General features: G+C 71.2%; 14 protein-coding genes and 2 pseudogenes. 6 read left to right on the top strand and 10 right to left on the bottom strand.

What is annotated here, in order from left to right; translation table 11 throughout:
* Positions 1-11 precede the first annotated feature (11 nt).
* Both KBY47_RS08150 and KBY47_RS08145 read right to left on the bottom strand, forming a co-directional pair.
* Positions 12-1115, bottom strand: coding sequence for a GNAT family N-acetyltransferase (locus KBY47_RS08150; RefSeq protein WP_210920292.1), 1104 nt, complete (start codon positions 1113-1115; stop codon positions 12-14).
* Positions 1116-1143: 28 nt separating this feature from the next.
* Complete coding sequence (locus tag KBY47_RS08145; protein ID WP_210920291.1) at positions 1144-1800, bottom strand: hypothetical protein; 657 nt, start codon at positions 1798-1800, stop codon at positions 1144-1146.
* Positions 1801-1850: 50 nt separating this feature from the next.
* Here KBY47_RS08145 and KBY47_RS08140 point away from each other — a divergent pair, with 50 nt between their 5' ends.
* Both KBY47_RS08140 and KBY47_RS08135 read left to right on the top strand, forming a co-directional pair.
* Positions 1851-2531 (top strand): maleylpyruvate isomerase family mycothiol-dependent enzyme, encoded by a 681-nt coding sequence (locus KBY47_RS08140; RefSeq protein WP_210920290.1) that lies wholly within the window; start codon positions 1851-1853, stop codon positions 2529-2531.
* Positions 2532-2673: 142 nt separating this feature from the next.
* Complete coding sequence (locus KBY47_RS08135; RefSeq protein WP_210920289.1) at positions 2674-3366, top strand: copper homeostasis protein CutC; 693 nt, start codon at positions 2674-2676, stop codon at positions 3364-3366.
* 313 nt (positions 3367-3679) lie between these two features.
* Here KBY47_RS08135 and KBY47_RS08130 read toward each other — a convergent pair whose 3' ends face one another.
* Both KBY47_RS08130 and KBY47_RS08125 read right to left on the bottom strand, forming a co-directional pair.
* Positions 3680-5728, bottom strand: a complete 2049-nt coding sequence (locus KBY47_RS08130; protein WP_210920288.1) for a UvrD-helicase domain-containing protein — start codon at positions 5726-5728, stop codon at positions 3680-3682.
* 189 nt (positions 5729-5917) lie between these two features.
* Entirely contained in the window at positions 5918-7558 is a 1641-nt protein-coding gene (locus tag KBY47_RS08125) for a DNA repair helicase XPB (protein ID WP_210920287.1), read from the bottom strand.
* Between the two features lie 159 nt (positions 7559-7717).
* On the opposite strand from KBY47_RS08125, the pseudogene KBY47_RS08120 reads away from it, so the two are divergent.
* The 3 genes and pseudogenes from KBY47_RS08120 to KBY47_RS08110 form a co-directional block, all read left to right on the top strand.
* A pseudogene (locus KBY47_RS08120) lies at positions 7718-8026 on the top strand (recombinase family protein); the annotation flags it as partial.
* Complete coding sequence (locus KBY47_RS08115) at positions 8014-9225, top strand: recombinase family protein (protein ID WP_210920286.1); 1212 nt, start codon at positions 8014-8016, stop codon at positions 9223-9225. The pseudogene KBY47_RS08120 and the gene KBY47_RS08115, both read left to right, overlap by 13 nt.
* A gap of 80 nt (positions 9226-9305) precedes the next feature.
* On the top strand, positions 9306-9869 hold the full coding sequence (locus KBY47_RS08110) for a DinB family protein (protein ID WP_210920285.1): 564 nt from the start codon (positions 9306-9308) through the stop codon (positions 9867-9869).
* A gap of 587 nt (positions 9870-10456) precedes the next feature.
* Here KBY47_RS08110 and KBY47_RS08105 read toward each other — a convergent pair.
* From KBY47_RS08105 to KBY47_RS08090, 4 genes and pseudogenes are all read right to left on the bottom strand, one after another.
* Positions 10457-10816: an ASCH domain-containing protein gene (locus tag KBY47_RS08105; protein ID WP_210920284.1), complete on the bottom strand. Its 360-nt coding sequence runs from the start codon at positions 10814-10816 to the stop codon at positions 10457-10459.
* A complete protein-coding gene (locus KBY47_RS08100) occupies positions 10813-11928 on the bottom strand; it encodes a hypothetical protein (protein ID WP_210920283.1) in 1116 nt (371 codons plus the stop codon). Before KBY47_RS08100 ends, KBY47_RS08105 begins: the two co-directional genes overlap by 4 nt.
* 648 nt (positions 11929-12576) lie before the next feature.
* Complete coding sequence (locus KBY47_RS08095) at positions 12577-13017, bottom strand: hypothetical protein (RefSeq protein WP_210920282.1); 441 nt, start codon at positions 13015-13017, stop codon at positions 12577-12579.
* 55 nt (positions 13018-13072) lie between these two features.
* Positions 13073-13450: pseudogene (locus tag KBY47_RS08090) on the bottom strand (transcriptional regulator); the annotation flags it as partial.
* A 22-nt stretch (positions 13451-13472) separates the two neighbouring features.
* On the opposite strand from KBY47_RS08090, the gene KBY47_RS08085 reads away from it, so the two are divergent.
* Positions 13473-14021 (top strand): ATP-binding protein, encoded by a 549-nt coding sequence (locus KBY47_RS08085; RefSeq protein ID WP_282108385.1) that lies wholly within the window; start codon positions 13473-13475, stop codon positions 14019-14021.
* Here the strand turns inward: KBY47_RS08085 and KBY47_RS36990 are convergent.
* Both KBY47_RS36990 and KBY47_RS36985 read right to left on the bottom strand, forming a co-directional pair.
* Entirely contained in the window at positions 13999-14256 is a 258-nt protein-coding gene (locus KBY47_RS36990; RefSeq protein WP_210920442.1) for a hypothetical protein, read from the bottom strand. The two genes, KBY47_RS08085 and KBY47_RS36990, sit on opposite strands and share 23 nt — an antisense overlap.
* A gap of 130 nt (positions 14257-14386) precedes the next feature.
* Positions 14387-14515 carry a hypothetical protein gene (locus KBY47_RS36985; RefSeq protein WP_282108377.1) on the bottom strand — a complete coding sequence of 43 codons (129 nt, stop codon included), beginning with the start codon at positions 14513-14515 and terminating at the stop codon, positions 14387-14389.

The raw sequence follows: 14515 nt of genomic DNA, 5'->3' as shown, positions 1-14515 counted from the left end.
GGAAGCCCGCCTCAGCCGCGCAGCTCGTACGCGTACAGCCCCCCGTCGCCCCCGTCGTCCTCCGGAGCGCTCACCTGGGTGAACCCGGCGCGCTTGAGGACCGCCCGGGACGCGGTGTTGTCCCGTTCGACGGTGGCGAAGACCGTACGGACGTCGTCGCGCGCCAGCGCCCAGGCGGCGAGGGTGCGCAGGGCTTCGGTGGCGTAGCCGTGGCCGCGGGCCGGTTCGGCGAGGTCGTAGCCGATCTCGACGCGGCCGTCGGGGTCGGGGGTGCCGTGGAAGCCCATGGCGCCGAGGGCGCGGTCGTCGTCGGGGCGGACCAGGACGTACATGCCCCACTCGGGGCGGTGCGTCCCCGCCTCGTACTGCTTCAGCAGCATTCCGGCGCCCTCGCGGGTGCCGTCGATGGGGCCGCCCTCGACCCAGTCGAAGCCACCGTCGCCGCCCGCGGCCAGGTCGAACGCGGCGGCCGGGGTGACGCCCTCCAGGGTGAGGCGTTCGGAGGTGATCACGAGGTTGTTGCTCCAGCGCCACTCGGTGAGCCGGGGGCGGCCGGGCAGTTCGCCGCGGCCCGTCGCCCACAGCAGGGTGTGCCAGTGGTCGGGGCCCGGGCGGACGTGCGGGAAGATCCGCGTCAGCACGAACCGGCACAGCTCGGCGGGCGGCTCGTAGGCCAGGCCGAGGCCCTGCGCCATGTCGTGGGTGTGCAGCAGCACCTCGGCGATGCCCATCGCGGCGAAGCCCTCGCGGTTCGCGCTGCGGAACGGGTACGGGTGGAAGGCGCGCACATGCCGCGGGGTGGTGTCGACGGTGGCGGTGAGGAGGGCGCCGGTGGTCTCGATGACGTGCAGGAGGCCCGCGTTGTCGGCGGGGTCGAGGCCGTCGTCCGTGCCGTCGACGGTGATCTCGAAGGGGACGTAGGCGCTCTGGGCGCGCCCCGCCAGGTTCCCCGCGTAGGCGATCAGGTCGCTGGCGATGTGCGCGGCCGTCCCCCGGCAGCTCCACTCCAGCGATCCCGCCCTGACGGTGCCCCAGTCCCGCCCGGTCGCCGTGCCGAGCACCGCCACCGCGTCCGCGACGGCCTGCCGTACCTGTTCCCCACCCGTGATGCGCATGCCGAGCAGGCTAGACCGGACGGCGCTCTCAGGACGACAGCATTTCCAGCTCGCCGGTGAGGTTGTAGCGGGCGGTCGCCTCCCAGTGCTCGGCGCCGTACGGGGTGTGGAACAGGCGCGGCAGACCGAGGAGTTGCCGCAGCACGGCGGCGCGTCCCTCGCGGAAGGCGTCGTTCGGGACGAAGCCGTACTCCTCGCGTACGGCGGCGGTGTACGCGGCGTACGCGGACGGGGCGGCGGCGAGGATCGCCAGGTCGGCGTCGCACAGCACCTGGCCGTCGGCATCGTCGGCGGCGGGGTCGTGCGTGACGGTGAGCCGCACCAGCCGGGCCACCTCGGCGGTCTTCTCCGGCGACACGCCCGCCTCCGGCAGCGCCCGCTCGGCGAGCCGCGCCGACCGCTCCTCGTTCTCCGAACGGTCGGGGAAGTAGACCGCGTCGTGGAACCAGGCGGCGAGCCGGACGACGTCCGGGTCGGCCGCGTACTCCTCCAGCACGTCGATGTGCCCGAGCACCGCCGCGAGGTGCGCCACCGTGTGGTAGTGCCGCTGGGGCTCGCTCCAGCGCGCCAGCAGGTTCTCCGCGTACGGCCCCGGGTCGGGCGCCCCACCCGGCCCCCGGACCCCTTCCAGGGCGTGGGCGAAGCGGAAGCGGAGGGCGCTCAGGGGGGTCGGGTCGTCGGCCATGCGGCCATTCTGCCGCCGACGACCGGCATCCTCCGCCTAGCGTGGTCCCCATGACTGCCACGGATGTGCACAACGGACGGGACGCCGAGCTGCCGGGCCGGTTGCTGGTCGTCGAGCGGGACGCGCTGCTGCCGCTGCTGCGGGGGCGGGCGGAGGAGGACTTCGGGCGGCCGGTGCCGGCGTGTCCGGGGTGGACGGTGCGGGATGTGCTCGCGCACTGTTCCGCCGCGTTCAGCAGGGTGCTGGAGAAACGGTTCGAGGAGGGTGTCTTCTCGCCCGAGTCGAACGACCGGGACATCGCCGAGCGCGCCGACTGGACCTCCGCGCGGATCCTCGACGAGCTGGAGCGGGGGATGACGGAGACGGGGCCGGTGCTGGCCAGGACCCGGGGGCGGCTGGACGCGCTGGCGCTGGGGGAGTGGGTGCACGCCGGGGATGTGCGCGAGGCGCTCGGCGAGCCGGGGGCGTACGCGGGGCCGGGGCTGCCGCACGCGCTTCAGCTGCTGGCGTGGGTGACCCGGGAGCGGGGGCATGTGCCGCTGCACGCCGATCTCGACGACCTCGACGAGCCGTTGCTGCTCGGGGACGGAGGCGGGGAGCGGACCCCCGCCCGCTACATCGGCGACGCCCCGACCCTCGTACGGCTGTACGCGGGGCGCGCCGTGCCGGACGGCGGGGCCGGGTTCGAGCTGGCGGGGGTGGAGGCCGGGGAGCTGAACATCTACGGGTGATCACCCCCCGATCGTCCCCGGCTGAACGACGGCCGGATATGCGCGGCCGAACATCGGATGTGATCGTGGCCCTTCCCCGGCGTACCCTGATATTGGACTAGACCTGTAGCCGCTCCAGGGGAAACCCGAGGAAAGGGGTCCTATGAGCACGCGTGCGCTCCTGGAGGTGATCGCCCTCGACGCCGAGGACGCGGTCGCCGCCCAGGCCGGAGGCGCGGACCGCCTCGAACTGGTCACCGAGATGGCGGCCGACGGGCTCACCCCGCCGACCGCGACCGTGGCCGCGATCCGTGCCGCCGTCGACATTCCGCTGCGCGTGATGGTGCGGCTGGCGGACGGGTTCGCTGCCGGGGACGTCGAGCGGCTGGTCGGTGTCGCGGAGGAGATGCGGGAGGCCGGGGCGACGGAGTTCGTGCTCGGCTTCCTCGACGCCGACGGCGGGGTCGACCTGGACGCCGTGGAGCGCGTCGTCGGCGCGCTGGACGGCTGCCGGTGGACCTTCCACCGGGCCATCGACCGGGCCGCCGACCGCGACGCCCTGCGCAAGCAGCTCGACGGCCTCCCCGGCCTCGACACCTACCTCACGGCGGGCGCCGACACCGGCGTCGACGACGGCCTCCCCACCCTCCTCGCCGAGGCGGCACGGCACGGGGAGCAGGGGTACGCGCCCCGGATCCTGGTCGGCGGCGGCCTCCGGCTCGACCATGTGCCCGACCTGCTCGCCGCCGGTATCGACGCCTTCCACATCGGCGGCGCGGCCCGGCCGGACGGGTGGGCCGGGCCGGTGTCGGCGAGGGCGGTGCGGGAGTGGCGCGAGGCCCTCGACCAGCCCTGACCGGACGGGGCGGGGGCGGCAGTGCTGACCGGACGGGGCTGGGGCGGCGGTGCTGACCGGATGGGGCCGGAGCGGCGGTGCCGAGTGGACTGGGCCGGGCCGGCGGTTCCAGGCGGCCGGGCCGAGGCGGCACCCCTGCGCGCGGCTGAACCGAGGCGGCATCTGTGAGCGGTTCGGGCCGGGCTGGGGCGGCGGTCCTGAGCGGACCGGATCGAGGCGGCACCTGTCAGCGGTTCGGGCCGGGCCGGGGCGGCGGTGCCGAGCGGACCCGACCGAGGCGGCACCCCTGAGCGCGGCCGGGCCGAGGGCGGCTTCAGGCCACCTGCGTCAACTGCGGTGGCAGCGGCGCCGCGTGGGTGACGGTCAGGCCCGAGACGGCCCGGGTCAGGGCGACGTACAGGCGGCGCAGGCCGGTGCGTTCGTCGGGTTCGCCGTCGACGACGGCCTGGGGCTCGTCCAGGACCACGTAGTCGTACTCCAGGCCCTTCGCCAGCGACGCCGGGACCAGGGTGAGACGGCGGTCGGGGGTGGTCTCCTCACCGGGCGCGAGCGGTGTGATCCCCGCCCCGCTGAGGGCCTCGGAGAGGGCCGGGACGCGGGCATCGGCGGCGATCAGGCCGATCGAGCCCTCGCGGCCCAGTGACTCCACGCAGGCCGCGACCACCTCGGACGCCGACGTCACCCGGCGAATCTCGAACGAACCGGGGTTCTCCCGCACCGACGCCACCGGGGTCAGACCGGGTGCGATGTGCGGCAGCAGCCGGGAGGCGTAGACGATGACGTCCGTGGGGACGCGGAAGCCCGCCGTCAGCTCCTCGACCGTCGCGTCCGGTTTGCCCAGGTGGGCCAGTGCCTCCCGCCAGTCGCGGGTCGCCCAGGGGGTGGTGCCCTGCGCCAGGTCGCCCAGGACCGTCGCGGAACCGGTCGTACAGCGGCGCCCGACCGCCCGGTACTGCATGGGGGACAGGTCCTGCGCCTCGTCCAGGACGACATGGCCGAGCGAGTGGGTGCGCCGTACCAGGTCGGTCGCCTCGTCGATCAGCACCGCGTCCGCCGCCGACCACTTCGCCGACTTCGGGGAGCGGGCCGGTCTCGTCCACAGGATCGTCTTCTGCTCGTCCTCGCTGAGCAGCCCTTCCGCGTGTACGGCGAGGAAGTCGGCGTCCGACAGCAGGCGCAGCACCAGTTTCTGCGGGTCGACCGGCGGCCAGAGGGCCTTCACCGCCGCCTTCACCGCGCTGTTGCGGGCGACGGCGTCCTGCACCCGGTCGTCGGGCGCCTCACCGGAGCGTTCCATCTGCACCAGCACGGCGTGCGCGATGCGCTGCGGCAGGGCCTCGCGGGCGGCGCCGTAGCGGATGTCCCGCTCCAGCAACTCCCGGACCAGCTCCTGGAGTTCGTACGCCGGGACGCGCCAGCGGCGCGAGCCGCGCACCACCACGACCGGTTCGGTGGGCACACTCACGTGCGAGTACAGCGCCCGGCGCAGCACCTCGGCCATCCTCGCGTCGCCCTTGACGACCGCGGCGGCCGCGTCGTCCGTGCCCCGCACCTCCACGTGGGCCACCAGGTCGTCGACCGTCGCCTGCTTGACCGCCAGCTCGCCCAGCGCGGGCAGCACCTGCTCGATGTAGTGCAGGAAGGAGCGGTTCGGGCCGACGACGAGAGTACCGGTGCGGGCCAGCCGCTCGCGGTGGGCGTACAGCAGGTAGGCGACGCGGTGCAGGCCGACCGCCGTCTTCCCGGTGCCGGGGCCGCCCTGCACACACACCGTGCCGCCAAGGCCGGACCGTACGATCTCGTCCTGCTCGGGCTGGATCGTCGCCACGATGTCCCGCATCGGGCCGACACGCGGGCGCTCGATCTCCTGCTGGAGCAGCTTGCTGGTGCGCGCCGCCTCCGCCGGGTCCGACAGGTGCTCGTCCTCGTACGCCGTCAGGTCGCCGCCCGTGTAGCCGAAGCGGCGGCGCAGGCCGACGTCCATCGGGTCCTTCTTGGACGCCCGGTAGAACGGCTGGGAGACCGGCGCCCGCCAGTCGATGACCATCGGGTCGCCGTCGGCGTCGTGGACGTGCCGCCGCCCGATATAGAAGCGCTCGCCCTCCGCACCCTCGGCGACGTCGGCGCCGGGGGCGTGCAGGTAGTCGAGGCGGCCGAAGAAGAGCGGGGTGTGGCTGAGGTCGGCGAGTGCCTTGATGCGCTCGTCGATGTGGCGGGCCAGGATCTGCGCGTCCACCCAGTTCGCGGTGGAGTTGCTGATGTCGAGGGATTCGACGTCCTCCCGCATGGCCCGCAGGGCGGCGCGGGAGGCGGTGAGGTGTGCGCGTTCACGCGCGAGGGGGTCGTCGACGGACGCGGACAAGGGGGTGCCTCCGGGTGACCTGCTGGGGTGACTGGAACCGGTGTGCCGACCGGTTTCCGTCCGGTCGGCGGCACTCCGTGAAGGGAGGCGGGCAAGAGCGGAGATTTTAGGTGACGGGGCGGGGACCCGGCGAATGAATTACGGCGGGCCCCGCCGACGAATCACGGCGGGGCCCCTCCAGCGCGTCGCTCAGCTCTCCGCCAGCAGTTCGTCCGCGTCCATGATCCGGTAGGCGTAGCCCTGTTCGGCGAGGAAGCGCTGCCGGTGGGCGGCGAAGTCCTGGTCGAGGGTGTCGCGGGCGACGACCGAGTAGAAGTGGGCCTGGTGGCCGTCGGCCTTGGGGCGCAGGACGCGGCCGAGGCGCTGCGCCTCCTCCTGGCGGGAGCCGAAGGTGCCGGAGACCTGGACGGCGACCGTCGCCTCGGGCAGGTCGATGGAGAAGTTCGCCACCTTCGACACCACCAGCACGCTGATCTCGCCCTGGCGGAACGCGTCGAACAGCTTCTCCCGCTGGGCGTTGGTCGTCTCGCCCTTGATGACGGGCGCGTTCAGGTGCTCGCCCAGTTCGTCGAGCTGGTCGATGTACTGGCCGATGACCAGGATCTGCTGGCCCGCGAAGCGGCGGACGATCGCCTCGGTCACCCTGCGCTTGGTGTCGGTCGTCGCGCAGAAGCGGTACTTCTCCTCCGCCTCGGCGGTCGCGTAGGCGAGACGCTCGGAGTCCGTGAGGTTGACGCGGACCTCCACGCAGTCGGCGGGCGCGATGTACCCCTGCGCCTCGATCTCCTTCCACGGCGCGTCGAACCGCTTGGGCCCGATGAGGGAGAACACGTCCGACTCCCGGCCGTCCTCGCGGACCAGGGTGGCCGTGAGGCCGAGGCGGCGGCGGGCCTGGAGGTCGGCGGTGAACTTGAAGACGGGCGCGGGCAGCAGGTGCACCTCGTCGTAGATGATCAGACCCCAGTCCCGGGAGTCGAACAGCTCAAGGTGCGGGTAGACGCCCTTCCGCTTGGTCGTCAGCACCTGGTACGTGGCGATGGTGACCGGGCGGATCTCCTTGCGCGTACCGCTGTACTCGCCGATCTCGTCCTCGGTCAGCGACGTCCGCTTCACCAGCTCGTGCTTCCACTGCCGCGCCGAGACCGTGTTGGTGACCAGGATCAGCGTCGTCGACCTGGCCTGCGCCATCGAACCCGCGCCGACCAGCGTCTTCCCCGCGCCACAGGGCAGCACGACCACGCCGGAGCCGCCGTGCCAGAAGTTCTCCACCGCCTGCTTCTGGTAGGGCCGCAGCGCCCAGCCGTCCTCGGCCAGCTCGATCGGGTGCGCCTCGCCGTCGACGTACCCGGCGAGGTCCTCGGCGGGCCAGCCCAGCTTCAGCAGCGTCTGCTTGATCTGCCCGCGCTCCGAGGGGTGCACGGCGACCGTGTCCGGGTCGATACGGGCGCCGACCAGCGGGGCGATCCGCTTGGAGCGCAGCACCTCCTCCAGCACCGGGCGGTCGGTGGTGGTGAGGACGAGGCCGTGCGCGGGGTGCTTGCTGAGGGTCAGACGGCCGTAGCGGTCCATCGTCTCGGCGATGTCGACCAGCAGCGCGTGCGGCACGGGGTAGCGGCTGAACTGCACCAGCGCGTCCACGACCTGCTCGGCGTCGTGCCCGGCCGCGCGCGCGTTCCACAGGCCGAGCGGGGTGACCCGGTAGGTGTGGATGTGCTCGGGCGCCCGCTCCAGCTCCGCGAAGGGGGCGATGGCACGGCGGCACTCGTCGGCCCGCTCGTGGTCGACCTCGAGGAGCAGCGTCTTGTCGGACTGGACGATTAGGCAGGACACACATACCTCCGGAGATAAGGTCGTCTCATGACAGAAACAACGCCTGTCACAGCACGGGCTATGCCCCGTGCCCGACGCCGGAAGGGCGTCCCGGCCAGCGCGCCGGGGATGCGCGCCGCTATCTATGTTCGCCTATAGCGGGAAACCGACGAGACGACTTCGCCGGAACGTCAGCGCGCGGCCTGTGAGGCGTTGTGCGAGGCACGCGGCTGGGAGGTCGTAGCCGCCGAGGAGGACATCGATGTCTCGGGCTTCTCGCGCGGGCTCGACCGGCCGGGCCTGCAACGCATCCTGACCAGGCTCGCCGAGCTAGACGTGATCGTGTTCTTCAAGATCGACCGCCTTGCGCGCTCGACGGTCGACTTCGCGGAGATCATGCGACTCGCCGAGCACCAGAGCGTTGCGCTCGCGTCGGCCACGGAGCCGCTCGACCTACGTCGTCCATGGGCCGGGCCATGGCGAAGGTGATCGCGGTCTTCGCCGAGCTGGAGTCCGACACCATCGGCATGCGGGTGTCCAGCGCGCACGAGCACCTGCGCCGCGAGGGCCGCTACACCGGCGGTCGGGTCCCGTACGGGTACATGGTCGTCCCCAACCCCAATGGGGCGGGCAAGGTCCTCGCGGTCAACGAGGACGAGGCCAAGACGATCAAGCGGATCGTGGAGCGGGTCCTGGCCAAGGACTCGCTCATGCAGATCATCAACGACCTCAACAAGGAGGGCGTCCCGTCACCCGGCCACACCTCACGCCAGACCACGGGCAAGCGCAGCGACTCCAAACAGTGGTACACGACCACGCTGCGCAGCATGCTGGGCAACCCCCAGTTGCTCGGCCAGGTCATCGAGGACGGAAAGCCGATCCTGCGGACGGACGGGCTGCCCCTGGTCAACCGCCCGCCGATCCTCGACACGGACACCTGGCAGATGCTCCAGGACGAGTTGGAGCGCCGTGCCAACCCCGGTGAGAAGCGCCGGGAGGGGACGTCGCTGCTGCGCGGCATCATGCACTGCGGAGTCTGCGGCGAGCGCATGTACACCTTCAGCGGGCGCAACGGTCAGCTTCGGTACCGGTGCATCGGCCCGCTGAAGTACCGCCAGCGGGCGGCCAAGGGGGAGGAGAAGCAGGGCGTGAAGTGCTACGGGCCGACCGTGGCCGGGGTGACCACCGAGGAGCACGTCACCGAGCAGTTCCTCGCGAAGTACGGGCACCTTTCCGTGATGCGGATGGTCCAAGAGGTGGGCGAAGACTTCCGCCCGCAGATCAGGCAGGCCGAGGAAGCGTTGGCCGACTTGCAGAAAGATCGCTACGACCGGGGCCTGTTTAAGGGCGACGACGGAGCGATCCGGTACGCGGAGCAGTACGCCAAGCTGGAGGAGCGTCTGGCGTCCCTGAAGGAGAGGCAGCGCACGGCGAAGCCGGGGGGCGTGAAGGCGGAGCCGACCGGCGAGACGCACGCCGAGCAATGGAAGCGCTCGGACGTGGCCGGTAAGCGAGACCTGTTGTTGAACGCGGGCGGCTACGTGGAGGTGGCACCGGCGCGGCGGGGCGGGAAGAAGCTGGACATCTCACGCCTGTCGGTGTACTTCGGCGAGGAGGGGCACATGCGCCGGGCGGCAGCGGCGGAGGAGAACAAACCAGAGGCCGAGGCGGCTGACAGCCAGGGCTGACGCCGACGTCACCGGACACAGGTAGCGGCCCCCCACCGGACGGACGAGGTGGGGGCGCCGCTTGTATGTAGTGTGCGGCAATGACAAGGAGCGAGCGGCTCGCGGAGCAGTTGGACTGGTACTGGCGCAAGAACCTGCGGCCACGTCTGGAGGGTCTTACCGACGAGGAATACTTCTGGGAGCCGGTGCGCGGCTGCTGGAGCATCCGCCCACGTGGCACGTCGGCCGCACCGATTTCGGCGGGTTCGGGGGAGTGGACGATGGACTTCGCGTCCCCTGACCCGGTGCCGGCGCCGGTGACCACGATTGCCTGGCGGCTGGCGCACATCATCGTCTCGTGCCTGGGCTATCGGGTCGGATGGTACTTCGGCGGCCAGGGCGTCGACTCCGAGACATTCGCCTACGCGGGGACCGCTGACGAGGCGCTGAAACAGCTCGATGAGATGTACGGGAGATGGAAGGCGGGAGTCCGCGAGCTCTCGGACGCTGACCTGGAGAATCCGCCCACGGTGGGTCCGGAGCGGTTTCCCATGGAGAACAGGGTCCTGCACGTCAACAGGGAGCTGATCCATCACGGCGGCGAGATTTCCCTGCTGCGAGACCTCTACCGCTGGCAGGACGGAGCCGTACCGGGCCGAATATGACTTTCCGGTAACCGGCGATCAAGGCGGCCCGCCTACGGCGGGCCGCGCGCTGGCGGCCATGGGCCGCCGCCGCTCCTTGTCTCCGCCACAGCTCCGGCGGCCCCCACCCGCTCAGCGCGCAGCCATGCCGAGGCGAACGGTCAGACCAGGAAGCAACGCGACCACTCCGAGCACCAGGACCAGGCCGACACCGACCAAGCGAGACCGTGCCATCCGACCAGTCCGCGCTTCGCAGCCGTTGGACTCCAAAGCAGCAAGCAGGCCCATGTGCCAGGCTCTTCGTCGGCAACGCCCAAGCCGGGAGGGGGTCGAGGGCCGTGACGGATCGAGGAAGCGTGGCTGGGGCCGGCGGGGGGTTGCTGGAGACACACGTGACGGGTGCTCGTTCGACGCACCCGCCGCCGTGGCTGACTTTCGATGGTGCAGGTCAGAACTGGGAAGCGGCCAACCGGACTTCGACAGTGACCCTCTCAAACTGGACAGTGGGGTACGCGGGTTGCAGTCGCTCCCGCGTTCGAGCACGCCGACCGCCCCGGTACCATCGGCACCGGGGTCCCCCTCGGGGGAGCGGGGACCGTGCGGCGGGCTTACCGAGGCGGCAGCTCGATTTCGATGGCGAGCGCGCCGAGCGCTTCCTTGTCCGCCGGGTAGATGTCGCGGATGTTGGCGAGCTGCTGCTCGCGAGGGGAGGCCGGGTTGACGTTCGCCGGGCCCTCCCCGTCAAGCAGCTCCTCGAACGACTTGTACTCCGTGACCCGCTTCACCAGGACGTCACACGTCTCTTCGGTGCCCTTGATGCGGAAGCGGATGACGTCTCCAGCGGCCAGGTCTTCGAGGTGCGGGTACTTCACCCGCACCTCGATCGTCTTCTGACCAGCGGCGACGAGGTCGAAGTAGCGGCGGTAGAGGTTCAGTTCACGGACGCGCGCGGCGGCAGTCTCCGTCATGGGGCGGGAACGCTCCTTGCTCTTGCAGCGGACACGAGCCGGCCGAGTTCACCGGCCGAGTACGAGCGGAAGAAATGGCGTGGGTCGGCGAGTAACACGTCGGTCAGACCGAGCAGGCGATCGACGTACTCTCCCAACGAGCCGGGCCACTCGCGGGTGTCGAGCATCCACGGGGCCGCACCGTCGGGCAAGGGCGCGCGCCCCTCGCGGATGAGGGACTTGGACAGCTTCGCGCCCGTGTCCGTGACGACCTGGGGGCAGAAGAGCCGGGCGGTCATCTGTCCGCGAGTGAGACCCACGGCCTGTAGGGCGCCGTCGACGAGAAGACAGCCGGGCATCCAGTCGCTGCCCTTGACCATGACGTACAGCGTGCCTCGCGCTCCAACGACCGCCAGTTCCTTGACGAGGTTCCGGTACAGCGTGGCGAGGTCGAGGTATGCACCGCCCAGGGGTTCAATGACGACCTCGTATTCGCCGTGGTGCAGGCACACAGCCGAGATGGTTGCACGCTCGACACCGTCGTCACGGACGTGGGTGCGCTCGGCGTACTTCTCGGCCCACCCGCAGCCAGGGCGCGGGCGGGGAACACGAACGTGTGGCACGCCGGACGACGGCGACAGGTGCCAGCGTGCGGCGTCCAGCCGGGGCAGCAGGAGCAGCCAGGTACGGCGGAAGTGCTCGCCCGCCTGCTGCTGGCTGTAGGTCTCGACGGAGTACGGCACGTCCAGGCGCTCGGACAGCGCGGTGAACAGCGGGCGGTACAGCTTGTCGACCTGGTCAGCGATGCCCACCTCGCCCAGGGCGTGCGCGTAGGCCCGCTGGTATCGGTGACCGGTCTCCTTGTCGGTCACGATGGCGTACGGGGCGTTGTCGAGTGCGCCGAACTGGACTTCAGCCGGTAAGCCGAACCTGTCCCGGATCCGGGCCGCCGTGGCGAACGTGAGCGACTGAACCAGCGACGTGCCGACGTGCGGTGCTCCGTTGATCTGCGTTCCCACCACGAACACGATGCGCTCCGGATCCACCTGGGCGATGTGCGGCCTCAGCAGGTCCTCAGCATTCGTCAGCGCGTTGGCGAGCACGGTGTTCGGCGATACGGGATAGATGGTCACCGCGTCTTCCCCTCGGTAGATGGGCAGGACAGCGCCGCAGAGCGGCGGGTGTGCGTTGAGCGGTTCAGTGCGATCGCGTGGTGGACCCGCCCCCGCGCCGGGGGAACCGGAAAAGACGCGGGGGCGGGAGTCATCGGGTCGGGCGACGCCCGCGGGGACGTCGGTGACGGCCCGCCCTCACTGAGGGGTGGAGAAGCTCCCCGGCCAGGGCAGGATGCTGCGGAAGGCGAGGCCGGCGAGTCGGCAGCGGGTACACACGGAGGCAGTACCGAGCGTCGTAGTCCGCCACGGCGAACACGAAGACGCTGCCTGCTGCTAGGGCTTGAAGGGCTTGCTCGTACGCCGCATCGCTGTCTGCCCACGCCCGTAACTCGACATCAGGGCGAGGGACTTCGGGGCCCGCAAGGAGGAGCGGTGCGTCACTCAGGCCCCGGGCGTCGAAGTCCGGGGACAGCAGCCGCGCGAAACGATGCGCCGATGCTCTCAGCCACCGTGCCGCGAGGCGTGGGGAACGGCCGCGATAGGTGGCGAGCAGGACCTCGCGGGAGCCGCTGAGGTCATGGGCAGTGGCCTCACACCGGAACGCGACGGGAGGCCGCACGGAGGCACGTGCAGAGGTCGGTGGGGCGAGCATCAGCACGTCCGACCTCACCGCTGACGATCCTGAGCCGATTCCCTCGCCTTGATCATGCGGCCGAGCTGGTTGTAGTACAGCTCGACTTGCGCAGGCGTGAGGACGAGCATCGACTCGCAGACGCCGCCGTCCTCGTAGTGGACGGTCACCGCCATGGCGGCTTGCTGAGCACGCGGGTCGTACACGGCGTCGCGCTTCACAGGCGTGACGTGCGTGACCGGAACCGGCACGGGGCGGAGGGTGCTTCCGTCGGACCTTGCGCGCCAGTCCACGCCTCCGCCAGGCGGACGGAGTTGGTAGGACGCCGAGCTGTCGCTCGGCAGGGCGACGACGACCCCGATCGTTCCCGCCTTGGCCAGATCGATGGCGAGGTCGCCAAGGCGGGGATGGAACGGGCTCCCTGCGGTTAAAACGGTCTGGGACGTGGGGAGTTGCTGCGTGGTTCGTTCGGCCATGCCCCGAAGCTAAGTGTGCGCTCGGGGCCCAATATGAACCGCAGGAATATGACCCTCAGCCGTCGAGGTGGAAGCGGTCTGACATGCGGCGCAGCTTCTCCCGAGCGCTTGCCCGTTCGGCGTACACGATGCTCCGCAGCGTTGACCGCGCGATGGGGTGATTGCGGACGAGCTGGGGAGCGATCTCCTCAGCCTTCTCCAGTTCCTTCAGCGCCTTGTCGCGGTTCCCATCCCACAGCCACGCGCGGGCCAGGTCCATGTGATGGTGCCCCTGACGAGAGTTGGGAAGTGACGCGACCAACTCCTTGCTCGTGCGCCGGTTTATCGACAGCGCCTCACGTTGCTCATGCATCTCCAGGGCGACGCTGATCGCATGGATCTGCACGTTTCCCGGCGAGAAGGTCAGGCTGTGACGGTCGTACACCGGAGGGCCAGGCTTCCCGGCGCGCAGGACGCTGGACGAGTTCGACGCCGACCACCCCCGCGCCTTCGACCGGGAGGCCGTGGCGCGCCTCGGCAAGCTGGACTTCCTCGCCGTACCCGGCAACGTGGTGCTCACCGGGCCCCCCGGCACCGGCAAGACCCATCTCGCCGTCGGCCTCGGGGTACGCGCCTGCGAGGCCGGGCACCGGGTGCTCTTCGCCACCGCCGAGGAGTGGGCCGCGCGGCTGTCCGGCGCCCGGTCGGCGGGGCGGCTCACCGAGGAACTGGCCGCCCTCGACGCCTACTCCCTGCTGATCGTCGACGAGGTCGGCTACGTCCCGTTCGACGCGGACACCACGCGGCTCTTCTTCCAGCTGGTCTCCCACCGCTACGAACGGGGCTCGCTGGTCGTGACCTGCGACCGGCCGCTGGAGCGCTGGGGGGAGGTCTTCGGCGGACCGGCGGCCCCGGCGATGGCGGACCGGCTGGCCCACCACGCCGAGACCGTCCGCCTCGACGGCGACAGCTACCGGATGCGCCGGGGCGCCGGGGTCCGGGCTACCTCAGCGTGGGCAGACTGACGTTGTTGATCAGCGGTCCCTCGACGCTGATGCCCTCCGTCACCAGCGGTTCGGCGGCGGCGATCGGCAGGGGGAGGGGCAGGGCGGGCGAGGTCGTGGGGGCGGCGGTGGCCGAGGAGGTCTCCGGGGCCAGCGCGGCGATCAGCGCGGCCGTGGAGAAGAGGGCCGCCGCGGAGACGGCGATGGCGGAACGGGCCTGGGCGGACCGGGCGGGGGTGGGGAGCTTGGCACTCATGGGGACGTCAGGGCCTTTCACGTACAGGGGGTGCGTACAAGGGGCAGGGGGTGCGTGGAAGAGGGCGCGCGCGGGAGGGGGCGCGGGCCGGGCCGCTCCCGGGACATGGGGCCCGGCCCGGCCCCGGGACTCAGATCGGCGGCGTCTCGATGACCAGTCCGGCGACGTCGATGCCGATGGCCGCGGCCTGGGTGGCGAAGGCGCCGATCAGTACGGCGGTGGCGGTCAGTACGGCGGCGACTCGACGGGCAGCGCGCAT

Origin of the sequence: Streptomyces sp. B93, assembly GCF_018070565.1 — a bacterium.
Classification (GTDB): domain Bacteria; phylum Actinomycetota; class Actinomycetes; order Streptomycetales; family Streptomycetaceae; genus Streptomyces.
This window is presented reverse-complemented; position numbering and strand designations above follow the sequence as displayed.